Annotated in this window: 25 protein-coding genes; 11 read left to right on the top strand and 14 right to left on the bottom strand. The window is 73.1% G+C overall.

Annotation, left to right across the window (positions count from 1 at the left end):
- Positions 1-41: 41 nt before the first annotated feature.
- Positions 42-1,238, top strand: a complete 1,197-nt coding sequence (gene metX, locus U5911_RS04850) for a homoserine O-acetyltransferase MetX (protein ID WP_336035749.1) — start codon at positions 42-44, stop codon at positions 1,236-1,238.
- Between the two features lie 88 nt (positions 1,239-1,326).
- Entirely contained in the window at positions 1,327-2,616 is a 1,290-nt protein-coding gene (locus tag U5911_RS04855; RefSeq protein WP_336035751.1) for an O-acetylhomoserine aminocarboxypropyltransferase/cysteine synthase family protein, read from the top strand.
- A gap of 6 nt (positions 2,617-2,622) precedes the next feature.
- On the opposite strand, the gene U5911_RS04860 is transcribed toward U5911_RS04855, so the two are convergent.
- On the bottom strand, positions 2,623-3,159 hold the full coding sequence (locus tag U5911_RS04860) for a DUF7344 domain-containing protein (RefSeq protein WP_336035753.1): 537 nt from the start codon (positions 3,157-3,159) through the stop codon (positions 2,623-2,625).
- A 376-nt stretch (positions 3,160-3,535) separates the two neighbouring features.
- Between U5911_RS04860 and U5911_RS04865 the strand changes: the two genes are divergently transcribed.
- On the top strand, positions 3,536-4,333 hold the full coding sequence (locus tag U5911_RS04865; protein WP_336035755.1) for a hypothetical protein: 798 nt from the start codon (positions 3,536-3,538) through the stop codon (positions 4,331-4,333).
- A 98-nt stretch (positions 4,334-4,431) separates the two neighbouring features.
- A complete protein-coding gene (locus U5911_RS04870; RefSeq protein WP_336035757.1) occupies positions 4,432-5,058 on the top strand; it encodes a hypothetical protein in 627 nt (208 codons plus the stop codon).
- On the opposite strand, the gene serB is transcribed toward U5911_RS04870, so the two are convergent.
- Together serB and U5911_RS04880 are read right to left on the bottom strand one after the other, a co-directional pair.
- The gene (gene serB, locus U5911_RS04875) at positions 5,055-5,693 is read right to left on the bottom strand and encodes a phosphoserine phosphatase SerB (RefSeq protein WP_418771512.1); all 639 of its coding nucleotides are present in this window, start codon (positions 5,691-5,693) and stop codon (positions 5,055-5,057) included. The two genes, U5911_RS04870 and serB, sit on opposite strands and share 4 nt — an antisense overlap.
- A gap of 60 nt (positions 5,694-5,753) precedes the next feature.
- Positions 5,754-6,665 (bottom strand): alpha/beta fold hydrolase, encoded by a 912-nt coding sequence (locus U5911_RS04880; protein WP_336035759.1) that lies wholly within the window; start codon positions 6,663-6,665, stop codon positions 5,754-5,756.
- A gap of 84 nt (positions 6,666-6,749) precedes the next feature.
- Between U5911_RS04880 and U5911_RS04885 the strand changes: the two genes are divergently transcribed.
- Together U5911_RS04885 and serA are read left to right on the top strand one after the other, a co-directional pair.
- Positions 6,750-7,394 (top strand): helix-turn-helix domain-containing protein, encoded by a 645-nt coding sequence (locus U5911_RS04885; RefSeq protein WP_336035760.1) that lies wholly within the window; start codon positions 6,750-6,752, stop codon positions 7,392-7,394.
- Positions 7,395-7,616: 222 nt separating this feature from the next.
- Positions 7,617-9,200, top strand: a complete 1,584-nt coding sequence (serA, locus tag U5911_RS04890; protein ID WP_336035761.1) for a phosphoglycerate dehydrogenase — start codon at positions 7,617-7,619, stop codon at positions 9,198-9,200.
- 160 nt (positions 9,201-9,360) lie between these two features.
- Here the strand turns inward: serA and U5911_RS04895 are convergent, their stop codons facing one another.
- A complete protein-coding gene (locus U5911_RS04895; RefSeq protein WP_336035762.1) occupies positions 9,361-10,920 on the bottom strand; it encodes a Na+/H+ antiporter NhaC family protein in 1,560 nt (519 codons plus the stop codon).
- Positions 10,921-11,069: 149 nt separating this feature from the next.
- Between U5911_RS04895 and U5911_RS04900 the strand changes: the two genes are divergently transcribed.
- Positions 11,070-11,507 (top strand): acyl-CoA thioesterase, encoded by a 438-nt coding sequence (locus U5911_RS04900; protein WP_336035764.1) that lies wholly within the window; start codon positions 11,070-11,072, stop codon positions 11,505-11,507.
- A 119-nt stretch (positions 11,508-11,626) separates the two neighbouring features.
- Here U5911_RS04900 and thrC read toward each other — a convergent pair whose 3' ends face one another.
- On the bottom strand, positions 11,627-12,874 hold the full coding sequence (thrC, locus tag U5911_RS04905; RefSeq protein ID WP_336035766.1) for a threonine synthase: 1,248 nt from the start codon (positions 12,872-12,874) through the stop codon (positions 11,627-11,629).
- On the opposite strand from thrC, the gene U5911_RS04910 reads away from it, so the two are divergent.
- On the top strand, positions 12,873-13,169 hold the full coding sequence (locus U5911_RS04910) for a hypothetical protein (RefSeq protein WP_336035768.1): 297 nt from the start codon (positions 12,873-12,875) through the stop codon (positions 13,167-13,169). The two genes, thrC and U5911_RS04910, sit on opposite strands and share 2 nt — an antisense overlap.
- An 87-nt stretch (positions 13,170-13,256) precedes the next feature.
- Here the strand turns inward: U5911_RS04910 and argF are convergent, their stop codons facing one another.
- The 9 genes from argF to U5911_RS04955 all read right to left on the bottom strand — a co-directional run bounded on the left by argF (position 13,257) and on the right by U5911_RS04955 (position 22,259).
- Positions 13,257-14,153 carry an ornithine carbamoyltransferase gene (gene argF / locus U5911_RS04915; protein ID WP_336035770.1) on the bottom strand — a complete coding sequence of 299 codons (897 nt, stop codon included), beginning with the start codon at positions 14,151-14,153 and terminating at the stop codon, positions 13,257-13,259.
- A 10-nt stretch (positions 14,154-14,163) separates the two neighbouring features.
- Positions 14,164-15,201 carry a [LysW]-lysine hydrolase gene (locus U5911_RS04920; RefSeq protein WP_336035771.1) on the bottom strand — a complete coding sequence of 346 codons (1,038 nt, stop codon included), beginning with the start codon at positions 15,199-15,201 and terminating at the stop codon, positions 14,164-14,166.
- A complete protein-coding gene (locus U5911_RS04925) occupies positions 15,198-16,310 on the bottom strand; it encodes an aspartate aminotransferase family protein (protein WP_336035773.1) in 1,113 nt (370 codons plus the stop codon). The genes U5911_RS04920 and U5911_RS04925 overlap by 4 nt, the downstream gene beginning before the upstream one ends.
- A gap of 49 nt (positions 16,311-16,359) precedes the next feature.
- Entirely contained in the window at positions 16,360-17,226 is an 867-nt protein-coding gene (locus U5911_RS04930; protein WP_418771513.1) for an acetylglutamate/acetylaminoadipate kinase, read from the bottom strand.
- A gap of 16 nt (positions 17,227-17,242) precedes the next feature.
- On the bottom strand, positions 17,243-18,313 hold the full coding sequence (gene argC, locus U5911_RS04935) for an N-acetyl-gamma-glutamyl-phosphate reductase (RefSeq protein WP_336035775.1): 1,071 nt from the start codon (positions 18,311-18,313) through the stop codon (positions 17,243-17,245).
- Positions 18,313-19,179: a lysine biosynthesis protein LysX gene (lysX, locus tag U5911_RS04940; protein WP_336035776.1), complete on the bottom strand. Its 867-nt coding sequence runs from the start codon at positions 19,177-19,179 to the stop codon at positions 18,313-18,315. The genes argC and lysX overlap by 1 nt, the downstream gene beginning before the upstream one ends.
- A gap of 1 nt (position 19,180) precedes the next feature.
- A complete protein-coding gene (lysW, locus tag U5911_RS04945) occupies positions 19,181-19,345 on the bottom strand; it encodes a lysine biosynthesis protein LysW (protein ID WP_336035778.1) in 165 nt (54 codons plus the stop codon).
- 212 nt (positions 19,346-19,557) lie between these two features.
- A complete protein-coding gene (argH, locus tag U5911_RS04950) occupies positions 19,558-21,012 on the bottom strand; it encodes an argininosuccinate lyase (RefSeq protein WP_336035780.1) in 1,455 nt (484 codons plus the stop codon).
- Positions 21,009-22,259, bottom strand: coding sequence for an argininosuccinate synthase (locus U5911_RS04955; RefSeq protein WP_336035782.1), 1,251 nt, complete (start codon positions 22,257-22,259; stop codon positions 21,009-21,011). Before U5911_RS04955 ends, argH begins: the two co-directional genes overlap by 4 nt.
- 454 nt (positions 22,260-22,713) lie before the next feature.
- On the opposite strand from U5911_RS04955, the gene U5911_RS04960 reads away from it, so the two are divergent.
- The 3 genes from U5911_RS04960 to U5911_RS04970 all read left to right on the top strand — a co-directional run bounded on the left by U5911_RS04960 (position 22,714) and on the right by U5911_RS04970 (position 24,233).
- A complete protein-coding gene (locus U5911_RS04960; RefSeq protein WP_336035784.1) occupies positions 22,714-22,908 on the top strand; it encodes a DUF7554 family protein in 195 nt (64 codons plus the stop codon).
- Between the two features lie 37 nt (positions 22,909-22,945).
- Positions 22,946-23,473: a 2'-5' RNA ligase family protein gene (locus U5911_RS04965; RefSeq protein WP_336035786.1), complete on the top strand. Its 528-nt coding sequence runs from the start codon at positions 22,946-22,948 to the stop codon at positions 23,471-23,473.
- Positions 23,474-23,570: 97 nt separating this feature from the next.
- Positions 23,571-24,233, top strand: coding sequence for a cupin domain-containing protein (locus U5911_RS04970; protein WP_336035787.1), 663 nt, complete (start codon positions 23,571-23,573; stop codon positions 24,231-24,233).
- Positions 24,234-24,236: the final 3 nt, after the last annotated feature.

Here is a 24,236-nt window from a genome sequence, read left to right on the forward strand (position 1 = left end):
GCCCGGACCGCCGCGGCCGCGCGACCGGAGGTGGGCGCCTGATGCCGACGACGACGTTCGACCGCTTCGAGTTCGAGTGCGGGCAGACCCTCGCGGACTTCACGGTCGCCTACGAGACGTACGGCGACTTCGACGGGGACAACGCCGTCCTCGTCTGCCACGCGCTCACCGGCAGCCAGCACGTCCGCGGCCGCAGCGACGGCCAGGGACGGGGCTGGTGGCACGACGTCGTCGGCCCCGGGAAGGCCATCGACACGAACGAGTACCACGTGGTCTGCGCGAACGTCCCCGGGTCGTGTTACGGCACGGACGGGCCCGCCAGCGAGGGCCCCGACGGCGAGCCGTACGGCACGGACTTCCCGCCGGTGACGGTCGGCGACTGGACGCGCGTCCAGCGCCGCCTCCTCGACGACCTGGGGGTCGGCCGACTGCACGCCGTCCTCGGCGGGAGCGTCGGCGGCATGAACGCCCTCGACTGGGCGCGCCGCTACCCGGACGACGTGCGGCGCGTCGCCGCCATCGCCGCCGCGCCCCGACTGGACGCCCAGTGCCTCGGGCTGAACGCCGTCGCGCGCCGCGCCATCCGCGGCGACCCGGACTGGCAGGGCGGCGACTACTACGGGGACTCGCCGGCGGACTCCGCCGGCCCCGAGCAGGGACTGGCTCTCGCGCGCCAGCTCGGCCACCTGATGTACCTCTCGAAGGACTCCATGGAGCGGAAGTTCGGCCGCCGCACCGCGGGCCGGGAGGCCGGCGGCGACGCGTTCCCGGTCGACGAGGCGGCGGGGTTTTTCCCGTACCGTGACGTGGAGTCGTACCTCGACTACCAGGCCGAGAAGTTCACCGACCGCTTCGACGCGAACAGCTACCTCTACCTCACCCGGGCGATGGACGACTACGACCTCGCCGAGGGCTACGAGTCCGACGCCGCCGCGGTCGGCGCGTTCGCGGGCGAGGCCCTGCTCGTGTCGTTCACGGGCGACTGGCACTTCACCGTCGAGCAGAGCGAGGGCCTCGCCGCGGCGTTCCGCGAGCGCGACGTCCCCGTCTCCCACCACGTCGTCGACTCCGACCACGGCCACGACGCGTTCCTCGTCGAACCCGAGTCGGTGGGGCCGCCCGTCCGGGACTTCCTCGCGGACGGCGTCGCCGGGCGCGCGGTGACGGACACCGTCGAGCACGACGAGGACCGCCGGACGCAGTACGCGCCCGTCCACAACAGCCTCTTCTCGGGGTAGCCGGTCGGGACCGGCGGCCGCGTCACAGCGACCGGCAGGAACTGCAGGTGCCCACGCGCCTTATCGTCCTGCGTCCCTCCCTGTGCGTATGGCTGACGACTACGGCTTCGACACGAACAGCGTCCACGCGGGCCAGGACGTCGACCCCGCGACGGGGTCGCGCGCGCCGCCCATCTACCAGACGACCTCGTACGTCTTCGAGGACAGCGACGACGCCGCCGCGCAGTTCGGCCTCGAGAAGCCCGGGTACATCTACTCGCGGCTGATGAACCCGACCGTGGAGACCCTCCAGGAGCGCCTCGCGGCCCTCGAGGGCGGCGTCGGCGCGGTCGCCACCGCCTCCGGGATGGCGAGCCTGGACCTCGCGACGTTCCTGCTCGCGAGCGCGGGCGACAACGTCGTGGCGTCCAGCGACCTCTACGGCGGCACGTACACCTACCTCACGCACAGCGTCGAGCGCCGCGGCGTCACGACGCGGTTCGTGGACGCCCTCGACTACGGCGCCTACGAGGACGCCGTCGACGAGGACACCGCGTACGTGCTCGTCGAGACCATCGGCAACCCGAGTCTCACGACGCCGGACCTCGAGCGCCTCGGCGACATCACCGACGAGGCCGGCGTGCCGCTAATCGTGGACAACACGTTCGCGACGCCGTACCTCTGTAACCCCATCGAGCACGGCGCCGACGTCGTCTGGCACTCCACGACGAAGTGGCTCCACGGCGCCGGCACCACCGTCGGCGGCGCGCTCGTCGACGGCGGCACCTTCGACTGGGCGGAACACGCCGACAGGTACCCCGAGATCGGGGCGGAGAACCCCGCCTACCACGGCGTGAACTTCGCCGAGGCGTTCGGCGACGCGGCGTTCACGTACGCCGGCATCGCGCGCGGCCTCCGCGACCTCGGGAACCAGCAGTCGCCGTACGACGCCTGGCAGACCCTCCAGAAGCTCGAGTCGCTGCCGCTGCGCATGGACAAGCACTGCGAGAACGCCCAGCGGGTCGCCGAGTACCTCGCCGACCACGAGGACGTCGCGTGGGTCACGTACCCGGGCCTCGAGGACCACCCCACCCACGACAACGCCAGCGAGTACCTCGACGGTGGGTACGGCGGCATGATCGCGTTCGGCCTCGAGGGCGGCTACGAGGCCGCCAGGCGGACCACGGAGCACACCGTCCTGGCGAGCCTGCTGGCGAACGTCGGGGACGCGAAGACGCTGGTCATCCACCCCGCCAGCACCACGCACCAGCAGCTCACGGCCGAGGAGCAGGCCGCCGCGGGCGTTCGCGACGACATGGTGCGGCTGAGCGTCGGCATCGAGGACCCGGCGGACGTGGTCGCGGACCTCGCGGACGCCATCGAGGCGGCGACCGAGTGAGCGGGCCTACCGGCGGAGCCGGTGGACGAGCGAGCTCCGCTGGCTGTACGTCCGGTAGGCGCCGGCGACGGCGACGGCGGCGAACCCGAGGACCGCCCACGCGCTGGCCCCGACCGCGCTGACGCCGGGGACGCCGGTCTCCGCGGCGGCGACGAGCAGCGCGCCGAGCACCCCGAGCCCGGCGACGAACTCGCCGAACGACAGCCCGTACTTCGGGACGACCTCCATGTAGACGCCCACCTCGGGGGCGTTCTCGGCGGGCCGGACCTCCTTCGTGTTCTCGTCGTAGTCGACGATGCCCAGCGACTCGAGTTTCGGGAGGTGCGTCTGCTGGAGCGAGATGTAGACGCTCTGGCGGACCTTCCGCGGCGGCGGGTCCTCGCCGGCCTCCCGCGCGGCGATGGTCTCCGAGAGGTCGCGCGCGGTCAGCGGGCCGTCGGCGTCGCCGAGCAGTTCGATGACCATGCGGCGCCGGTCGTTCCGGAGGACGTCGTGGATCTCGGCCTCCGGGAGCCGGTCGTCGGTCGCGTGTTCCCCCACCACTGTCCGACCGTAGCCGCGCGCCCCAAATCAACGTTCTCGTTGCGTCCCCGACAGAAAACCGCGCGATGAAACGGTGTTAACGCCCAATTAAGCAAGGGACGGACCCACCTAGGTGCGACCGCCCGGGTCGAGTCCGCTCAGTGTGCCCTGGCCGTTCGACCCGGGAACCCCGCGACCCCACCCGTCGCGGGTTTTTCCGTCACACGCTCCCGACAGCCGGTCGACGAGCGGCGGCCGAGCGACGACCGACGGTAGGACGACGACCGACGATAGACAGCACGACGACCGACGGCGGCGGGGCGGTGCTCGTTCGCGCCGGAGTGGTCGCGGAATTTACCTGTAAGTTTTAACACCGGTGAGGGGAACCGTACGGTCGATGTCAGGTCAAAACGACGACGCCGAGTCGCCGGGCGAACTGCGGACGGACGACCAGCCAGCGGGCCAGCAGCCAGCGGGCCAGCAAGCAGCCGGCCAGCCGGCGGGCGGTCAGCAGGCGGCAGGACGCGCCCAGCCGTCTGTCGGGGACCTCGTGTCGGACCCCGCCACGAGGGCGTACGTGAAGTTCGCCGTCGCGTGCTTCGGACTGGTCGGGGTGGCGGTCGGCCTCGGCGTCGTCTTCGTCGGGTTCGTCGGCGGCAACCCGCTGTCGTCGTCGCTGGTGTCGTCGCTGAACGGGCTGGCCCAGATGTCGGGGGCGAGCGTCGACGTCGGGCCGACGATGGACCAGCTGTACGTCAACCGGCTCGCGTTCCAGGCGATCAACACCGCGCCGGTCGCGGCGGGCGTCCTCGGCGTCGCGACCGGGCTCTACGTCGCCGGCAACCTCGACGGCAGCGACCGCCACTCCTACGTGGCGTCCGCGCTCGGCGGCGGCGTCGGCGCGTTCGTGCTCGTGTTCGTCGTCGGCGCGCTCGCGTCGGTCGCCATCGCCGACATCCCGGTCCCCGAGGAGGCCCTGGAGAGCGCCGGCACGGGGACGTCGAGCGCGGCGCTCTCCCAGGCGGGCATCTCCGCGAGCGACGCGGTCTCCTCGAGCCTGTCGACGATGTACATCGGCGGGACGGAACTCGCGTTCGAGACGCTGGCGTTCAACGCGGCCGCCGTCGGCGTCGGCGTCGCCGTCGTCAGCGTCGGCGCGGCGTACGTCAGCAGGGAACTCGCTCCGACGAACTGAACCGCCGCGGTCGCGGCGCAGTCGGGCGGTCACACACTACTTGTTCGGCTGACAACTGTGGCGAAGCTATAAGTCCCGCAGGTGTCAGTCCATCAGTGATGTCAGGTCAAGACGCGGACACCGGCGTGGAATCGCAGCCGACCACCCAGGCGGCCGGCGCGGCACAGCCAGCGGGGGCGGCCCGGCAGTCGTACGGCGACCTGCTGACGTCGCCGCTCACGAAGCGCTTCGCGAAGTTCAGTGCCGGCGTCAACGGCGGCGTCGCGGTCGGCCTCGGCGTGACGTTCGTCCTGCTGAAGTACCTCGGGAAGCCCGCCGTGACGTCCTCGTCGTCCGGCACCGGCGGCCAGGAGGGGGCCGCCGCGATGGCGGCCACGGAGTTCGCGAACACCAGCGCGCAGTTCGCCATCTACGTGCTCCCGGTGCTCGCGGCGGCGGTCGCGGCCTACGTCGGCCTGTACGCCGCCCGCGAACTCGACGTCGGGGACCGCGAACTGTTCGTCGCGGCCGGCGCGGGCGCCGCGGTCGGCGCGTTCCTGCTGGTCGTCGCGGGCGCGTTCCTCGTCTCCATGGGCTTCGGGACGGCGAGCGTCGAGGGCCAGCAGGTCGTCGGCAAGCCCGGGACGGTCGACCTCGCGAACGTCGCCTTCAACGGCGTGGCGGTCGCCGTCGGCGCGGCCGTGCTGAGCGTCGCGACGGCGTGGACGGACCGCACGCTCGCCTAGTCGAGGACGCCCCGTCCGCGAAGCAGCTCCTCGAGTTCTCCCATCGAGTCGACGACGACGTCGCAGTGCTCGGCGACCCCCGGTTTCGGCTGGAACCCCACGCCGAGGCCCGCCTCGGCGAGCATCGGCGCGTCGTTCGCGCCGTCCCCGACGGCGACCGTGTCCGCGACGTCGACGCCGAAGTCGTCGGCGACGTCGACGAGCGCGTCGTCTTTCGTCCCCTCCACGAGCGGTCCCTCGACGTCGCCCGCGAGCTCGCCGTCGGCCTCCGGCAGGCGGTTCGCGACCACGCGGTCGACGGCGACGTCCGCGGCGTCCAGCGCGGCCTCGACGCCGCGGCCGAAGCCGCCCGTGAGCACGACCACGCACACGCCGTCGTCGGCGAGCGTCCCGAGCAGGTCGCCGGCGCCGTCCCGCAGCCGGACGCCGTCGTAGACCTCGGCGGCGGCCTCGCTGTCGAGGCCGGCGACGAGGGCGGCCCGCTCCCGGAGGCTCTCCGCGTAGGAGAGCTCGCCGCGCATCGCGCGCTCGGTGATGGCGCTGACGTCGTCGCCGACGCCGCGCCGGGCGGCGAGCCGGTCCATCATCTCGGAGTCCGCGAGCGTGCCGTCGAAGTCGAACGCGACCAGCATCACCGCGCCGTAGGCGACGCGCAGGGAAAAGCGTCGCTGCCGTGGCAGACGTTGTAGCCGTCCTCACGCGCGACCGTACCGCTCGCAGACCGCCGCCCGCGTCGCGACCAGCGCGCCGAGGTGGTCGGCGTCGACGCGCCGGAGCTCGCAGTCCGGGAGCCGGTCGGCGGTCCGCTCGGCGGCCGCGAGCGCGACGTTGTCGTCGCGCTCGCCGTGCCACCACCGCACCGGACAGTCCACCGCGAACAGCGCGTCCTCCCAGTCGTCGGCGGACCGCGCGGCCTCCCGGACGACGCCGCTCCGGGACCGCGAGAGCGCCTCCAGGAAGTCCCGCTTCACGGCGGCCGCGACGTCGTCCGGGACGGGGTCGCCGCGGTCGCTGGCGGTGTACTGCGCGGTGACGAACGCCGGGGGGCGGCGGCGCGCGAGCCACGCCTGTCCGCGCAGGAGGCCGCCGAGCAGGCGCGGCGCGCGGGCGGCGAGCGCGCCGAGCAGGCGCAGGGGCGGCGGCGTCTCGTCGCGCTCCGGGCCGGGGACGCCGCCGGCGACGACGTCGACGCCGCGAACGCGCTCGGGGAGGCCCGCAGCGGTGGCGAGCGCGTGCGGCGCGCCGCCGGAGAACGCCGCGACGCCCGCGGACTTGACGCCGGCGTCGTCGAGGACGGCCGCCACCAGCGAGGGCGCGTCGGCGGGCGAGTAGTCGTCCCGGGGGTCGCTGCGGCCGTAGCCGGGTCGGTCGACGGAGAGGACGCGCACGCCGGCGTCGCGTGCCGGGCCGTGGTAGAGGCCGCCGAGCAGCCGCGACCCGGGCGTGCCGTGGAGGACGACCAGCGGTTCGCCCCGGCGGTCGCCGTACTCGGCGTACGCGACGCTCGCGCCGCCGACCGACGTGGTCCGGGGTGGCGACGACCTACCGTCGCACGGCGGTTCCTCGGCGTCGTCGGTGCGTTCACGCGGGCTCGCCGTGGCGCTCATGGTGGACGATTGCCGGCCGCCGGTGGTGTGCCCGTCGCCGCACACATCCGGTGTTTTAAATTGGTGGGCGTGGTGTCTCGGCGCGTGAACCGCGTCACCTTCGAGGCCGCGTACCCGCCGGAGTACACGCACCCGGTCCACGCCGCGGTCGTCGAGCGCGACGCGCTCTCGCGGGTGTCCGTGCTGACGTGGGGGCCGGTCGGGAGCGCGACGACGCTGACGGTCTTCGACGCCGGCGAGGACGTCGTCCGCGACGTGCTGGCCGGCGTGGACGCCGTCGCGGACTGGAGTCTCGTCGCCGACCCCGACGGCACCTTCGCGTTCACGCGCCAGACCGAGTACGGGTTCGCGGCCCCGCTGTTGGACCTGGTCGCGGCCGCGGACGCCGCGTTCCTGCCGCCGCTGACGTTCCGCGCGGACCGCACCGCGCGCTTCGAGGCCGTGGGTGACTCCGCGGCGCTCGCGGCGTTCCACGAGGACCTCTCGGCCGTCCTGGACGCGCGCGTCGCGTCCGTCCGCGACTTCGAGCACGGCGACGCGCCGGCGGCGCTGACCGGCCGGCAGCGCGAGGCGCTCGCCGCGGCCCTGGACTGCGGCTACTACGACGTGCCGCGCACGGGGTCCGTCGCCGACGTCGCGGCTGCGCTGGACTGCGCGACCAGCACCGCCGGCGAACTGCTGCGGAAGGCGGAGGCGGCAGTCGTCCGCGACGCCGTGGGTGGTCGCTGACGCCGTGGGTGGTCGTCCGTGACGCCGGGGTCGCGTGGCGCCGAGCACGCTCGCGCGAGGCGGGTGCGGCAAGCGCCGCCGATTGCACGCGCGGGCGTGGACAGTCCCGCCGCGAACCGCGCCCCGAATCCCACGAACGTGCACATCGTACGCCGAGCTGACAGTCGACAATTCATGCACGTGCGGAAACGCTTATCCGCGGCGGCCCCCGACCCCTGTTGCATGAAGGTACTCGTGACGGACCCCATCGCGGACGCCGGCCTCGACCGACTCCGCGAGGCGGGCCACGACGTGGAGACGGCCTACGACGCCGAGGGCGACGACCTCCTCGACGCCGTCGGCGACGCGCACGCGCTCGTCGTGCGCTCGGGCACCGAGGTCACCGAGGCCGTCTTCGAGGCGGCGCCCGACCTCGTCATCGTCGGCCGCGCCGGCATCGGCGTCGACAACATCGACATCGACGCCGCCACCGAACACGGCGTCGTCGTCGCCAACGCCCCCGAGGGGAACGTCCGCGCCGCCGCCGAACACACCGTCGCGATGGCGTTCGCCGCCGCGCGCTCCATCCCCCAGGCCCACGCCCGCCTCCGGGACGGCGAGTGGGCGAAAGGCGAGTTCCTCGGCACGGAACTCAACGGGAAGACCCTCGGCGTCGTCGGCCTCGGCCGCGTCGGCCAGGAGGTCGCGAAGCGCCTCGGCGGCCTCGGCATGGACCTCGTCGCCTACGACCCCTACATCGGCGAGGAGCGCGCCGACCAGCTCGGCGCCGAACTCGTCGAGTTCGACGAGTGCGTCGCCCGCGCGGACTTCCTCACGGTCCACGTCCCCCTCACGGACGAGACGGAGGGCCTGATCAGCGAGGACGAACTCGCCCAGCTCGAGGGCGGCTACGTCGTGAACGTCGCGCGCGGCGGCGTCGTCGACGAGGACGCGCTCGCCGAGGCCGTCGCGGACGGCGTGCTCGCCGGCGCCGCCCTCGACGTGTTCGCCGAGGAACCGCTCCCCCGTGACTCGCCGCTGCTCGACGTCGAGGACGTCGTCCTCACGCCGCACCTCGGCGCGTCCACGCAGGCCGCCCAGGAGCACGTCGCCACCACCACCGCCGACCAGGTCGTCGCCGCGCTGCGCGAGGAGCCCGTCCTGAACGCCCTGAACGCGCCGAGCGTCGACGAGTCCGCGTTCGGCCGCATCGAGCCGTACATCGACCTCGCGGAGACCGCCGGCAAGGTCGCCGCCCAGCTGTTCGACGGCCGCATCGAGCGCGTCGAGGTCAGCTACGAGGGCGACATCGCCGATGAGGACCTCGAACTCGTCACCGCGAGCGCCCAGAAGGGCGTCTTCGAGCCCCTCGAGTGGCAGGTCAACGCCGTCAACGCCCCCCGGGTCGCCGCGGAGCGCGGCATCGACGTCACCGAGTCGAAGTCCCGGCAGAGCGAGGACTTCCAGAGCCTCGTCTCGGTCACCGTCGGCGACGGCGAGGGGGAACTCACCGTCTCCGGAACGCTGTTCGCGGGCGACGACCCCCGGCTCGTGAAGATCGACGGCTACCGCGTCGACGCCGTCCCGCACGGCCACATGCTCGCCGCGCGCAACCGCGACGAGCCCGGCGTCATCGGCTTCATCGGCACCGTGCTCGGCGACAACGACGTCAACATCGCGGGGATGTTCAACGCCCGCGAGACCATCGGCGGCGAGGCGCTCACCGTCTACAACCTCGACTCGCCGGTGCCAGCGGGCGTCGTCGAGGAACTGCTCGCCGACGACCGCATCATCGACGCGAAGGCCATCGAGCTGAACGGCGAGTGAACCGCCGGCGGCCCGGTCGGAACCCGTCCGTCCTGGGGTGGAGCGGTCGAACGTCCGTCCTGGGGTGGCGCGGTCGAACGTCCGTCCCGGGCTAGATACGCTCCCCCTGGCGGCACGCGCGTGGACGCGGAGACGGCAGCTCGACGCGACGCGCGCGACCCTAGTTCTCGTAGACGGTCACGGCGCCGACGTCCACCTGCTCGGAGAGGACGTACGCGCCGGCCACGACGGCCACGACGCCGACTGCGAGCGCCGCCCACACCGGGGTCCCGTAGCCCGCCGCGAGGAACAGCAGCGTCGCGACGCTGCCGGCGAGGACGGCGTACGGGATCTGGGTGTTCACGTGGTCGACGTGGTCGCTCGCCGCGAACATGCTCGAGAGGACGGTCGTGTCCGAGATGGGCGAGCAGTGGTCGCCGAACAGCGAGCCGGTGAGGATGGCGCCGACGGCCGCCGGGAGCGGGCCGCCGATCTCGACGGCGAGCGGGACGGCGACCGGGAAGATGATTGACATCGTCCCCCAGGACGTGCCGATGGCGAACGAGATGAGCGCCGCGCTCACGAAGATGACCGCCGGCAGGAGCTCGGGCGTGACGAGCCCCTCCGTGATGCTGACGACGTACGGGCCGACGCCGAGCTGCTGGCTGACCGCGCCGATGGTCCACGCCATCGACAGCACGGCGACGGGGAACATCACCATCTTGAACCCCTCGAAGATGGAGTCGCTGACGTCCTCGAGTTCGACGCGCGCGTGCCCGACGAGGATGGCGAGGATGGTCGCCGCGCTCGCGAACGCCGCCCAGAGGATGGCGTTCGCGGTGTTGGCCTCGCTGAGCGCGTCGACGACGCCCCGGCCGCCGAAGAAGCCCCCGGAGTACAGCAACGAGAACCCGGTCATCCCGACCATCACGAGGATGGGCGCGGCGAAGTACCACCACTCGCCCTCGACGTGGTCGGGCGTGTCGATGTCGTCCTCCTGGGTCTCGATGAGCGGCGTCGCGTCGTCGCGGACGAGCTTCCCCTCCTCGCGGGCGCGGCGTTCGGCCTCCTTCATCGGCCCGAAGTCGAGGTCGCCGAGGACGACGACGAACACGAGCGCCATCGCGAGCAGGCTGTAGAACCGGAACGGGATGGACTGCAGGAACAACACGAACGGGTCGACGCCAGCGCCCGCGTTCTGCAACTGGGTGCGGATGAGGCCGACCTCGAACCCGAGCCACGTCGAGACGACGGCGACCGACGCGGTCGGCGCGGTCGTGGAGTCGAGGATGTACGCGAGCTTCTCCCGGGAGATGTCGTAGCGGTCGGTGATCGGCCGCATCACCGACCCCGTGATCATCGTGGAGGCGTAGGAGTCGACGAAGATGAGCATCCCGAGGACGCCGGTGCCGAGCTCGGCCTGCTTGCGCGTCTTCACTCGCCGGGTGATGCGGTTCGCGAGGGCGTTCATGCCGCCGGAGAGGAACACCATCCCGAGCATCGCGCCGATGAGGAACGTGAACAACAGCAGCCTGACGTTGAACGGCTCGGTGACCTGGACCGCCAGGAGGTCGAGGCTCTTCGCGGCGCCCGCGATTGGGTTCCAGCCGACGAGGACGGTCGCGCCGATCCAGATGCCCGCGAACAGCGAGAGCAACACCTGCCGCGACCACAGCGTGAGGGCGATGGCGAGCAGCGCCGGGGCCAGACTGATCGCGCCGTACGTCTCTGCGGTGGCCATGACGTCCCGAACGCAGGATTGTCGGACGGAAAAATGGCGTTGGCGGAACCATGTTCAGAGCACCCGACACGACGGTAGTGGCGGCGAGGCGGCTCCGACGCGCCCCGAGTCGGGCGAGCAATTTTGCCGGCGGCGGCCGTCTCTCCGGCGTGCCAACCGTCACCGACACCTACATCGAGAACCGGGTGCGCGTCCAGCCCAACGACACGAACAACTACGCGTCCGCCCACGGGGGCAACGTCGTGAAGTGGATGGACGAGGTCGGCGCGATGTCGGCGATGCGGCTCGCCGGCGAGACGTGCGTCACCGCGCGCATCGACGGCCTGGACTTCGAGCGCCCCATCCCCCAGGGCGACACGTGCGTCATCGAGTCGTACGCGTACGCCGCCGGCCGGACGAGCGTGCGCGTCCGACTGCGGGCGTTCCGCGAGGAGCCCCGCACCGGCGAGCGCGAGCAGACGACGACCTCGCAGTTCGTGTTCGTCGCCGTCGACGAGGACATGCACCCGACGACGATTCCCTCCCTGGACGTCGAGACCGAGCGCGACCGGCGCCTCCGCGACGAGGCGCTCGACGCGGAGGCCTGAGCCGCCCTGGTGGCGTGTGCTGCGCTGGGCGTGTCCGCCACGCCTGTGGCGTGTGCTGCGCTGGTCGCGTCCGCCGCGTGGGTCGCGCCGCGACGACCACGGCGCTGCGCTCGCCGGGGCTACAGCGCGTCCAGGACGCCGTCGGCGTCCGCCGGGACCGGCGTCGGCTCGCCGCCCGCGTCGGCGGCGGCGTCGGGGTCTTTGAGGAGGTGGCCGGTCGTCAGGCAGACGACGCGCTCGTCGGCGCCGACCGCGCCGCGCTCGCGGAGCTCGAGCAGGCCGGCGACGCTCGCCGCGGACGCCGGTTCGACGCCGACGCCGTCCTCGGCGAGCGTGCGCTGGGCGGCCGTGATCTGGTCGTCGGAGACCGCGACCGCGGTGCCGCCGGTCTCGTAGATGCCCGGCAGGGCCTTCGGCGCGTTCACGGGGTTGCCGATGCGGATGGCGGTCGCCTTCGTCTCCACGTCGTCCCAGCGCTCGACGTGGTCGCGGCCCGCCTCCACGGCCTCCACCAGCGGCGCCGCGCCCGCGGCCTGGACGCCCGTCAGCTTCGGCACCTCGGTCTCGTCCATCGCGCCGGCCGCGACGAGCTCGCGGAAGCACTTGTACAGCGCCGCCGTGTTCCCCGCGTTCCCCACCGGGAGGACGACGCGGTCCGGCCACTCGCCGGTCGCCGCCAGCGACTGCTCGAGGACCTCGAGCCCGATGGTCTTCTGGCCCTCGAGGCGGAACGGGTTCAGGGAGTTCAGGAGGTACGCCTCGCCGCGGTCCGCGAGCTCCGCGACGACGTCCAGGCAGTCGTCGAAGTTCCCGTCCACCTCGCAGATGCGCGCGCCGTGCAGCGCCGCCTGTGCGACCTTCCCCGCCGCGACCTTCCCCGCGGGGAGGAGGACGAGGACGGGCGTGTCCGCTCGCGCGCCGTACGCCGCCAGTGCCGCCGACGTGTTCCCCGTGGAGGCGCACGCCAGCCGGTCGACGCCCAGCCGGTCGGCGACCTTCACGCCGACGGTCATCCCGCGGTCCTTGAAGCTCCCCGTCGGGTTCGCGCCCTCGTGTTTCACGCGGACGTCCGCGACGTCCGCCGCGGCGGCGACGTCCGGCACCTCGTACAGCGGCGTGTCCCCCTCGCGGATGGAGACGCCCTCGTCGAACGGCAGCGCCGCCGCGTACCGCCAGACGCCGCTGCCGTCGAAGTCGTCGAACGTGGGGTAGTCGGCGTACCGCGCCTCGAGGAGGCCGTCGCAGTCCGGACACCGGTACACCACGTCGTCGAACGGCGCGACGGTCGCGCCGCACTCCACGCACGCCAGCCAGACGCCGTCGTCGGCGACGGCCGGCGGTTCGCCGCCCAGCGAGAGGTCGCTCATGTCCCCCACTCCGTGGCGGACACACAAATACCGGCCGGGTGCTGCGTGTTTTGCCGGCCCGGCGGCGGGCGCCGCGACGGCCGCGGGGACCCGCGACCTCGCGCGCACGACCGCGCTCGGTCTCGGCTACGGCGTGGTGCTGTGGGCGGTGCTCGCGGTGCTCGTGATGCCGGTGTGGCTGCAGGCGGTCGGCTTCGGCGGCGCGCCGAGCGTCCCGACCGTCAGCGTGCCGAGCCTCGTCGGCCACGTCGTCTACGGCGCGGTCACCGGCGTCGTGTACGCCGCCCTCGACTGACGACACGGCCCTCCCGACCGACGGCCTCGACTCGCTCGACGCCGACTCGCTCGACGCCGACTCGCTCGACGCCGCCGGAGTCCGGGGTCAGCCGAGCAGGTGGACGAGCAGCGCCTTCTGTGCGTGCAGGCGGTTCTCGGCCTGCTGCCAGACCGCGGACTGGGGGCCGTCGATGACGTCTGCGGGTACCTCCTCGCCGCGGTTCGCGGGCAGGCAGTGCATGAACGCCGCGTCCCCGAGCAGGTCCGCGTCGACCTGGAACCCCTCGAAGGCGGCGAGGCGCTCGTCGCGCTCGGCCTCCTGGCCCATGCTCACCCAGACGTCCGTGTAGACGACGTCCGCGCCGTCGGCGGCCGCGCCGGGGTCGCTCGTCACCGACACGCTCCCGCCCGACGCCGAGGCGTGGCCGCTCGCGCGGTCGAGGACGTCCTCGCTCAGGCCGTAGCCGTCCGGCGTCGCGACGCGCACGTCGTAGCCGAGCATCGCGGCCCCGACGGCGAACGAGGCGGCGACGTTGTTGCCGTCGCCGACCCACGCCACCGTCCCCGAGTCGCCGACTTCCTCGCGGAGCGTCAGGAGGTCCGCCAGCCCCTGGCAGGGGTGGGCGTCGTCCGTGAGGCCGTTCACGACCGGGACGCCGGCGTTCGCGGCGAGCGTCTCCAGGTCGCCGTGGCTGAACACGCGGGCCATCACCGCGTCCGCGTACAGGCCCAGCGCGGCCGCCGTGTCCGAGAGGGGCTCGCCGCGGTCTAACTGGACGTCGTCCTCGCCGAGGAACGCCGCGTGGCCGCCGAGCTGGGTCGCGCCGACTTCGAAGCTGACGCGCGTCCGCGTCGACGGCTTCTCGAACAGCATCGCGAGCGTCCGGCCGGGCAGCGCCTCGTGGGGGATGCCGTCGGCTTGCGCGCGCTTCAGCGCCGCCGCGTCCTCGAGGACGGCGGCGAGGTCGTCGGTCGTAAGGTCGTCGATTGTCAGGAAGTGCATGTTCGGGTGGTCAACGGCCGCAGAGGCGGTCTGCGGCGGTGGTGAGTACCTCGACGCCGCGGTCGAACGCGGCGAGGTCGATGCGTTCGTCGGGCGCGTGGTCCAGCGACGAGTCGCCGGGCCCGTACGTCGCGACGGGGCAGTCCCACGCGTCCGCGTAGACGTTCGCGTCGCTCGTGCCGGTCTTCCGGAGGTGCGTGGGGTCGCCGCCCGCACCGCGGATGCCCGCGCGGAGCGCGCCCGCGACCGGCGTGCGCGGACTCGCCATCGCGGGCGGAATCGACTCCGTCCACGCGAGCTCGCCGTGCGTGGTGCAGTCGGCGACGGTCGCCTGCACGTCGCCGGCGGTCGTCCCTGGCGGCAGGCGGAACTGGACGTCGACGGCGGCCTCGACGCGCTCGCCGTCGGCCGCGAGGCCGCCGTCGAACGAGACGGGCTTCACCGTCACCGATTCGAACACCGGCGCGTCCGCGGCGCCGCCGTCGCCGGTCGGTTTCGCGTCGAAGGCGGCCTGCACGCGCTCGACCCACGCGGTCGCGTGCTGGACGGCGTTCGGTTCGGGGCGCGAGGAGTGGCCGCTCTCGGTGGCGACGGTGTACGTCCCGGCGAGCATGCCGCGGTAGCCGAGCGCGACCGCGTCCCAGCCCGAGGGCTCGCCGTTCACGACGGCCTCGGGCTGTTCGCGGTCCGCCACGAGGTGGCGCGCGCCCTTCGAGGTGGTCTCCTCCTCGACGACGCCCGCGAACGACGCGCCCGTCGCCACGCTGGCGGCGGCCATCGCGGCGAGCGGCCCCTTCGCGTCGACGCTCCCGCGCCCCCAGAGTTCGCCGTCTTCCTCGCGCACGTCGATGTGGCCGGGGACGGTGTCGACGTGACTCGTCAGGAGGACGCCGTCGTCGGCGGGCGCGCGGACGTTGCCGGCGTCGTCGGTCCACGCGGTGCGGCCGCTGGCCTCGAAGTAGTCGACGAGCACGCTCGCAGCTTCGGCCTCTCCACCGGAAACGGAGGGGGTGGCGACGAGGTCGCGGAGGAGGTCCCGGGGCGTCATAGCACGTCGTCGAGCGCGGCGACCACGCGGTCGGCGTGGCGCTCGTCGACGGTCAGCGGCGGCAACAGCCGCACGACGGTGCGTCCCGCGGGGAGCGCGAGAATCTCGTGCTCGAGGGCGAGCGCCCTGAGCGCGCGGTTCGCCCCCCGTTTCACCTCGACGCCGACCATGAGTCCCTCGCCGCGCACGTCGCGGACGTCCAGCGCCGACAGCCCGGCCCGGAGGTAGTCACCCACGTCCGCGGCGTTCGCCGCGAGCCCCTCGTCCTCGAGGACGTCCAGCGTCGCGAGCGCCGCCGCGCACGGCACCGGGCCGCCCGAGAACGTCGACCCGTGGTCGCCGGCGTCCTCGGCGATCCAGTCCGCGACCAGCGTCGCGCCGACGGGGAGCCCGCTGCCCAGCCCCTTCGCGACCGTGAGCGCGTCGGGTTCGACGCCCGCCTGCTCGCACGCCCACAGCGACCCCGTGCGGCCGAGCCCGGTCTGGATCTCGTCGAACACGAGCGCCGCGCCCGCGTCGTCGCAGGCGTCGCGGGCGGCCTGCAGGTAGCCCTCGGGCGCCGGGTTCACGCCGCCCTCGCCCTGGACCGGCTCGAGGAGCACGGCCGCCGTCTCCTCGTCGACGGCCTCGGCGAGCGCGTCGGCGTCCCCGTAGTCCACGAACTCGACGTTCCCGGGGACGGCGAACCCCTCGCGGTACTGCTGTTTCCACGTCGCCGCGAGCGCGCCGAGCGTGCGGCCGTGGAACGCGCGCTTGGCCGCGACGACCGTCTCGCGGCCGGTGGCGTGGCGCGCGAACTTCAGCGCCGCCTCGTTGGCCTCCGTCCCCGAGTTGCACAGCCAGACGTTCTCGACGCCGCCGGGCGCCAGGTCCGCGAGGCGGTCGTACAGCGCCGTCCGCGTCTCGGTGGGGTACGACCCCTGGACGAACAGCAGGTCGCTCGCCTGCGACTCGACGGCGTCGACGACCGCGGGGTGGCAGTGGCCGACCGGCGCGCAGGCGTACGACGCCCCCGCGTCCAGGTACTCGGTGCCGGACTCGTCGTAGACGTGGACGCCGTCGCCGGACGCGACCTGGATGGGCTTCTCGCCGAACACGAACCCGCTCACCGCGACCACCCCTCACCGTGCGACCCCGACGACACTGCCGTGTCGCCGGTCATGCCGCCTCACCGTTGCCGTTCGCGTCGTCGGCGAGCGCGTCCGGGCTGAAGCGCGTGCCGGCGCCGCCGAGCGCGCGCACGACGGGGTCGCGGCTGTTCGCGTCCGCCACGACGACCTCCTCGGCGCCGTCCTCGAGGGCCTCCGTCGCCGCCAGCACCTTCTTCGTCATGAACCCCTCCGCGGCGTCTCTCGCGCCGTCGAGGTCGCTGGGCGTCAGCACCTCCTCGATGAGCGAGTCCGGGTCGTCGGGGTCCGCGTAGACGCCCTCGACGTCCGTCAGGACGACCAGCGTCGCGTCGAGCGCGCCCGCGATGGCGGCCGCCGCGCGGTCCGCGTCCGCGTTCACCGGCACGAGGTCGCCGCCGTCCTCGCCGAGCATCGGCACCGAGACGACCGGCACGTAGCCCGCGTCCAGTTGGGCCTCCAGGAGGTCGGCGTTCACCGAGTCGATGCGACCCGAGTGCTCGCCGCGCTTGATCTTCCGCTTGCCGTCCTCGACGACGCGCACCGCGGACTTCCGCGGGCCCGACAGCAGCTGGCCGTCGACGCCGTTCAGGCCGACGGCCGGTACGCCCGCGTTCTCGAACGCCGCGACGAGGTCGGTGTTCACCTTCCCCATCGCCATCTCGAAGACGTCCATCGTCTCCCGGTCGGTGAACCGCCCCGTCACGCCCGACGGCGACTCGACGTACTCCGGCTCCCTCCCGACCGCTTCGAGCGCGTCGTCCACCGCGGTGGAGCCGCCGTGGACGACCACGACGTCCTCGTCGTTCACCGTGAGGTGTGCGACGTCCGTGACCGCGCCCGCCGGGTCGACGGCGCGCGCGCCGCCGATCTTCACGACGACGGTCACGCCGACCACCCTCCGGGAACGCCGGTCATGGACTCCCCACCGGGTGCAGCCCCAGCATGTCAAGTCCCGCCGTCTCCTCGAAGCCGAGCGCGACGTTCGCGGCGTGGACGGCCTGTCCCGCCGAGCCCTTCGTCACGTTGTCGATGGCCGAGAACGCGACGACGCGCTCGTTGCCGGGGTCGACCTCGAAGCCGACCTCCGCGGCGTTCGTGCCGGCGACGGCCTTCGGTTCGGGGTAGCGGTAGACGCCGCTGCCGCCCGCGACCGTCTCGACGAACGGCTCGTCGTCGTACGTCTCGCGGAACGCCGTCCAGAGGTCGCCCGTGGTGGCCGGCTCGTCGGGGAACAGGTGGACGGTGGCGCTCGCGCCGCGCACCATGTCGACGGCGTGCGCCGTGAACGACACGGAGACGCCGAGCTCCTGTTCGATCTCGGCCTCGTGGCGGTGGCCAGTGGGCGCGTACGGCCGCACGACGCCCGAGCGCTCCGCGTGGCTCGACGCCGCGCCGCCGCCCGCGCCGCCCTCCGAGGAGCCGACCTTCACGTCGACGACGACGTCCGCGCCGTCGAGCAGGCCGGCCTCGTGGAAGGGGAGCAGGCCGAGGATGGTGGCGGTGGCGTTGCAGCCGCCGCCCGCGATCAGGTCGGCGCCGGGCAGGTCCTCCCGGGAGAGCTCGGGGAGCGCGTAGACGGCGTCCTCGAGGTGCTCGGGCGCGGCGTGGCCGTCGTACCAGTCGTCGTACTGCGCCTCGGTGTCGAGGCGGAAGTCCGCGCTCAGGTCGACGACGGTGTCCGCGGCGTCCCGCCACTCGTCGACGTGCTCCATGGCGACGCCGTGGGGCGCCGCCGCGAACAGCACGTCCACCGACTCGAGGTCGGTGGGCTCGGAGAACCGGAGGTCGAGGCCGCGGAGGTTCGGGTGGACGCTCCCGACGGTCCGGTTCGCGTACTCGCGGCTGGTCGCCTGCGCCACCGCGAAGTCGGGGTGGCCGGCGAGCAGGCGCAGCAGTTCGCCGCCGGCGAACCCGCTGGCGCCCACGACGGACGCCGTCGCTGTCGCCGCGTCCGCGGCGTCGGTGGCATCGGTGGCCGCCATCACGCCGGCACCTCCAGTTGGGTGTCCGCCTTCTCCTCCAGCCAGTCCGCCACGGCGGCCGGGACGTCCACCTCGCTGACCTCGTTCAGCGCCTTGAACTCGACGGTGTGGTTGACCTCGTGGACGGTATAGCTGTCGCCCGTCTCCATCAGGTCCACGCCCAGGAGGCCGCCGCCGACCGCGTCGCTGGCCTCCGCCACCAGCTGTTCGACCTCGCCGTCGACCTCGAAGGGCGCGGTGTCGGCGCCCCTCGCGGCGTTGGTCAGCCAGTGGTCGCCGGAGCGCGTCATCGCGGCGATGGGTTCGCCGTCGGCCGCGAGCACGCGGATGTCCCGTCCCGGCTTCGCGACGAAGTCCTGGACGTAGAACACCTTGTGCTCGTAGTGGCCCAGCGTCGCCTTGTGCTCGAGGACGGCCTCCGCGGCGTTCCGCGAGTCCAGTTTCGCCATCAGGCGGCCCCACGACCCGACGACGGGCTTCAGCACGCAGGGGTAGCCGTAGTCTTCGACGGCCTCGAGCGCGCTCTCCGTCGTGAACGCCACCGTGGTGTCCGGCGTGGGGACGCCCCCCTCGGCGAGGGCGAGGCTGGTCCGGACCTTGTCCGCGCAGACGGCCGCGGTCTCGGGGCTGTTGACGACGGGGACGCCGTAGTGCCGGCAGAACTCCGTGGCGTACTTGCTGCGGCTGGTCGCCAGACAGCGGTCCACCACGAGGTCGCAGTCCGCGACGGCGGCGTCCGAGCCGTCGAGGCCGAACCCGTGCTCGCGGACGTCGATCTTCTCGACGTCGTGGCCGCGCTCCCGGAGCTCGGTCAACAGGAGCTTCTCGTCCTGGCGGATCCGGGAGTACAGGATGCCGACGTGCACGCTACTCCCCCCAGTCCTCGGCGAGGTCGGGCGCCTCCTCGAGGACCGGCGGGTCGACGTCGACGACTTCCAGTTCGGTGCCACAGGTGCCGCAGTCGACGATCTCGCCGACTTCGAGGTCGTCGTGCAGGGCCAGGTCGGCTCCGCACTCGGGACATGTGCTCATAGCAGTCCCTCCTTCGACCGCATCACACTTAAGCTAATCGGACTTGTCAGACGAACAAAATAAACTACAGTAGCGACTGGTAGCGCGAGAAGCGCGAAAACGAGCGTTCCGCCGAGACCGTATCCACTGATGGATTGTTGTCTATTTGCCCCGGACGGGGCGGTCGTCGCGGTCGCAGCGGCCCGGCGACGCCGACCGGCACCGCGACGGCGTCAGTCATACGACGCCACCTCCGCGGCGAGCGCGTCCCTCGCCTCGGCGAGCGCCGCCTCGCGCTCCGCGACGGCCGCCTCGTCGTCCTCCAGGCCGGCCCGGACGCCCTCGAGTGCGTCGCCGACCGCGCTCGGCGCCGGCCCGCCCGCGGAGTCGCGCTGCGCGACGCTCTCCACGGGGTCGAGTGCGGCCGCCACGACCGCTGGGTCAGCGAGGTCCGCCAGCTGCTCGCCGGTCGCCTCGCGCGCCGCCGCGTCGACGGCGTCCAGGTCCGCGCCGCGCTCCGCTGCCAGCGCGACGATCTCGTGCGCCTCGCGGAACGGCAGCCCCGCCGCCGCGAGCGCGTCCGCGACGCCGGTCGCCGTCGAGAACCCCTCGCCCGCGGCGGCCTCGAGGGCCTCGGCGGGCCAGTCGGCGGTCGCCACCGCGCCCGCCGCGACGTCGACCGCCTCGGTGACGGCGTCGACGGCGGTCCACGCGTGCCCGGTGGCGTTCTGGAGGTCGCGGTTGTACGCGCGCGGCAGCCCCTTCAGCGTCGTCGCCAGCCCCTGGTAGGCGCCGAGCGCGTCGCCCGCCGTCGAGCGCACCAGCTCCAGCGTGTCCGGGTTCTTCTTCTGGGGCATGATCGACGACGTCGACGCGTAGTCGTCGTCGAGGGCCACGAACCCGCGGTTCGCGAAGAACACCACGTCCTCCGCCAGCCCCGAGACCGTGACCGCGACCGACGCGAGCGCGGCGACCGCCTCCAGCAGGAAGTCGCGGCTCGCCGACGCGTCCATCGCGTTCGTCACGACGCCGTCGAACCCCAGGAGGTCGGCCGTGCGCTCGCGGTCCACGTCGAAGGTCGTCCCCGCGAACGCCGCCGCGCCGAGCGGCGAACGGTTCGCGCGGTCGTACGCGTCCAGCAGGCGCCCCGCGTCCCGCGCCAGCGCGCCCTCGTAGGAGAGCGCCCAGTGCGCGACCGTGGTCGGCTGGGCGGGCTGGAGGTGCGTGAACCCGGGCATCACCGTCTCCGCCTCGGCCCCGGCGACGTCCGCGAGCGCCTCGCGGAACGCCAGCACGGACTCCAGCGCGCCCAGCAGGTCCTCGCGCAGGCGGACCCGGATGCAGGTCGCGACCTCGTCGTTGCGCGAGCGCGCCGTGTGCATCTTCCCGCCGACGCGCCCGACGCGCTCGACGACCGCGGTCTCGACGGCCTCGTGGACGTCCTCGCCGTCCGGCAGCGCGTCGAACCCGGCGGCTTCCACGTCCGCGAGCGCGCCGAGAATCGCCGCCGCGTCGTCCTCACTGACGACGCCCTGCTCGGCGAGCATCACGACGTGCGCGCGGTCGACCGCGAGGTCCGCCGCGAAGATGCGGTCGTCGTCGTCCATCGAGGAGAGGAACGACCGCGCGGGGCCGCCGCTGAAGCGGTCGCGGCGAACCACCGTGCCGTCGCCCTCTCCGCCGCTCATTCGTCGCTGTCCTCGTCGCCGGACGGCAGTCCGTCGTCCGCCTCGCTGCCGCCGTCCGCGGCGAGCTCGGGCTTCGACGCGTTCGCGAGGCGGCTCTGGAAGCCGTGGTACTTCGCGACGCCGGTCGCGTCGGCCTGCTCGATGCCGTTGACCGTCTCCGTGTCGAAGGAGGCGGCGTCCGCGGAGTACACCGCGTACTCGCTCTCGCGGGCGACCGGGCGCGCCTGCCCGCCCTCGAACTTCACGGTCACCGTGCCGGTGACCTTCTGCTGGGTCGCCCCGAGGTAGCCCTCCAGGGCGTCCATCAGCGGGTGGTCGACGAGGCCCTCGTAGGCCTTCTCCGACCACTGCTGGCTGATCTGCTCGCCGAACTCGCGCTCCTCGGTCGTCAGGACGAGCTGTTCGAGCGCCTCGTGGGCCGTCAGCAGCGTCGTCGCCGCCGGGTGCTCGTAGTTCTCGCGGACCTTCAGGCCGAGCATGCGGTCTTCCATCATGTCCGTGCGGCCCACGCCGTAGCTCCCGGCGAGGTCGTTCAGGTACTCGACGAGCGGCACCGGCTCCATGGCGTCGCCGTCGACGGCGACCGGCACGCCCGCCTCGAACTCGATGGTGACCGTCTCGGTCTCGCTACCGGGCGCGTCCGTCCAGTCGTAGATGTCCGCCGGCGGCTCGTAGCCCGGGTCCTCGAGCTGGCCGCCCTCGACGCTGCGGCTCCAGAGGTTCGTGTCGATGCTCCACTCGCCGTCGTTGCCCGCCTCCACCGGCAGGCCCTTCTCGGCGGCGTACTCGATCTCCCACTCGCGGGTCAGCCCGAGCTCGCGCACCGGCGCGACCACCTCGAGGTCGCTGGCCCGCCAGACCGCCTCGAAGCGCAGCTGGTCGTTGCCCTTCCCCGTGCAGCCGTGCGCGAGCGCCGTACAGCCCTGCTGCTCGGCGACGTCCAGGATGGCCCCGGCGATGACCGGGCGCGCGAGCGCCGTCCCTAGGGGGTAGCCCTGGTAGCTCGCGTTCGCCTGCACGGCGTCGAAGCAGCGGTCGGCGAAGTCGGCTTTCGCGTCGACGACGTGGTGCTCGACGCCGAGCGCGTCGGCGGTCTCGCGGGCCTCCGCGAACTCCGCGTCCGGCTGGCCGACGTCGACCGTGACGCCGATCACGTCGTCGTAGCCGTACTCCTCTTTCAGCAGCGGTACGCAGACTGTCGTGTCGAGCCCGCCCGAGAAGGCGAGCGCGACGGTTCCTCCCGTCATGTACTGTGTGTGTCTCGTGTGTGTGCCGCGACGTTCGAACGCTGGTGCAACCGACCGGAATCGAAGGATGAGGCTAGTGAGGGGTCAGAACGACCCCGGTCGTCGCGGCACGCGACGGGAGCCGGTCCAGCGGCTCGCGGCGGGCGAGCGCGCTGTGGTGACCGGCGACTGCATCGTTACCACCCACAACTGCCTCCGCGGATTTAAGCGTTGCTGCTCGACGGCCGACTTGCCGCGGCTCGCCGCCGCTCCCACGGGTCGCGGTGGCACGCGACGCGGCACCGGACGTGCCGCGGTGGTACGCGACACGGCACCCCAACGGCGGGTCGCGGTGGCACGTGACGCGGCACCGGACGTGCCGCGGTGGACACGCGACGCGCTCGCTCGCCGACGCCCCGAACTCGTCGCTCGCGCGGCCTGAACGCTTTTCCCGGTAGTTCGCCAACTCGCGGCCATGACCCGCGCTCGCGGCGCACTCGAAGTGGAGGACCTCCTGAAGATCATCCTCGTGCTCGTGGTGGTCTGGCTCGTCCTCGAGGTCGTCGGCGCCATCGTGGACACGCTCGCCGGCGTCCTCGGGCTCGCCCAGCCGGTCGTCGCGGTCGTCATCCTCGTGTTGCTCGTGCTGTGGCTGCTCGACGAGATCTAACGTCAGCGCTTTCACCGTCCGGCCCCCAGTTGCCGGTGTGTACAGCGTCAACGCCCCGGTGCCGGACGCCGTCAACGAGGTCGCCGCCGACCTCCAGCCGGCGCTGACGGGGTTCCGGCGCGTCCGCGAGTGGCGCGAGCGCACGCTCCTCGTCAAACGCGTCCCCGCCGACTCCCGGAAGGAACTCCGCACCGCCTGGCGGACCGCCCGGGACGCGCTCGCGGGCGCGCCCGCCGTCGAGGCCCGCGTCAGCGAGGTCGACACCTTCCGGAACCCGCCGAACGGCTCCAGCCCCGTCGTCTACCTCGCCGTCGAGAGCCCCGGCCTCCACCGCCTCCACGACCGCCTCTGCGAGGTGTTCGACCCCGTCCCCGTCATGGAGGGCGGCGACGACTACGACCCCCACGTCACGCTCGCGCGCGACGCCGACGGCTTCCGGGGCCGCCGCGCCGTCGAGAACGTCGACGGCCGCCAGGTCGGCCCCGTCACGTGGACCATCGACGAACTCCACCTCTACGACGCCGAGTACGGCGAACGCGTCGACTCGCTCTCGCTGCCGGCGTGACCGGAGCCGCCTCCCGTCCGCGCCGCGGCTGCCGGCCGTTCCGACCGCCGCCCGGGAAACGCTTAGGACGCCGGCCCCGCCCCTGACGAACGGAGCAATGAGCGACGACGACACCGACCGGCCGGCGTTGACGCCCGAGAACCTGGACCGCACGCACCTCCCCGAACAGACGATGTACAGGGTCCGGACCGCGGCCGACGGCGATTCGGACGCCGGAGCCGTCCGGTCCACCCCGCTGGTGGTCAGGACGAACGAGTTCCGGCTGCTGTACTTCGAGATGGAGCCCGGCGAGACGATCGACTGGCACACGCACGCGCCCGGCCTCGACGAGGTGAACTACTGTCTCGAGGGCCGGGCGAGGTACACCCTCGAGCGGGCGGACGGCAGCCACCAGACTCTCGACGTCGGTCCGGGGGAGTTCGTCTACCTGCCCGGCGGCGCGCGGCACAAACTCGAGGCGGTCGGCGACAGCGTCCACCGGTCGCTGTCGGCCGCGCGGTTCGACACCGTCGCCCGCCTCGAGGACCTCGAGGACGCGAACGAAAGCGGCGCTGGCGACGCGGATGGGACCGGCGGTGGGGACGCGGATGGGACCGGCGGTGGGGACGCGGATGGGACCGGCGGTGGGGACGCGGATGGGACCGGCGGTGGGGACGCGAATGGAACCGGCGCTGGGGACGGCGAGTGGGGAGACGCCCTGTTCGTCGACCGGAAACGCGACGAGGTCGTCGCGAGAGACGACCGGTACGTCTCGACGTAGCCG

The organism is Halobacterium yunchengense (genome assembly GCF_037031165.1).
Classification (GTDB): domain Archaea; phylum Halobacteriota; class Halobacteria; order Halobacteriales; family Halobacteriaceae; genus Halobacterium; species Halobacterium yunchengense.

Coding starts and splice junctions, on each gene's coding strand:
- metX (WP_336035749.1), top strand. CDS start 42: ATGCCGACGACGACGTTCGACCGCTTCGAGTTCGAGTGCGGGCAGACC.
- U5911_RS04855 (WP_336035751.1), top strand. CDS start 1,327: ATGGCTGACGACTACGGCTTCGACACGAACAGCGTCCACGCGGGCCAG.
- U5911_RS04865 (WP_336035755.1), top strand. CDS start 3,536: ATGTCAGGTCAAAACGACGACGCCGAGTCGCCGGGCGAACTGCGGACG.
- U5911_RS04870 (WP_336035757.1), top strand. CDS start 4,432: ATGTCAGGTCAAGACGCGGACACCGGCGTGGAATCGCAGCCGACCACC.
- U5911_RS04880 (WP_336035759.1), bottom strand. CDS start 6,665: ATGAGCGCCACGGCGAGCCCGCGTGAACGCACCGACGACGCCGAGGAA.
- serA (WP_336035761.1), top strand. CDS start 7,617: ATGAAGGTACTCGTGACGGACCCCATCGCGGACGCCGGCCTCGACCGA.
- U5911_RS04895 (WP_336035762.1), bottom strand. CDS start 10,920: ATGGCCACCGCAGAGACGTACGGCGCGATCAGTCTGGCCCCGGCGCTG.
- U5911_RS04910 (WP_336035768.1), top strand. CDS start 12,873: ATGTCCCCCACTCCGTGGCGGACACACAAATACCGGCCGGGTGCTGCG.
- thrC (WP_336035766.1), bottom strand. CDS start 12,874: ATGAGCGACCTCTCGCTGGGCGGCGAACCGCCGGCCGTCGCCGACGAC.
- argF (WP_336035770.1), bottom strand. CDS start 14,153: ATGCACTTCCTGACAATCGACGACCTTACGACCGACGACCTCGCCGCC.
- U5911_RS04920 (WP_336035771.1), bottom strand. CDS start 15,201: ATGACGCCCCGGGACCTCCTCCGCGACCTCGTCGCCACCCCCTCCGTT.
- argC (WP_336035775.1), bottom strand. CDS start 18,313: ATGGCGGCCACCGATGCCACCGACGCCGCGGACGCGGCGACAGCGACG.
- lysW (WP_336035778.1), bottom strand. CDS start 19,345: ATGAGCACATGTCCCGAGTGCGGAGCCGACCTGGCCCTGCACGACGAC.
- argH (WP_336035780.1), bottom strand. CDS start 21,012: ATGAGCGGCGGAGAGGGCGACGGCACGGTGGTTCGCCGCGACCGCTTC.
- U5911_RS04955 (WP_336035782.1), bottom strand. CDS start 22,259: ATGACGGGAGGAACCGTCGCGCTCGCCTTCTCGGGCGGGCTCGACACG.
- U5911_RS04960 (WP_336035784.1), top strand. CDS start 22,714: ATGACCCGCGCTCGCGGCGCACTCGAAGTGGAGGACCTCCTGAAGATC.
- U5911_RS04970 (WP_336035787.1), top strand. CDS start 23,571: ATGAGCGACGACGACACCGACCGGCCGGCGTTGACGCCCGAGAACCTG.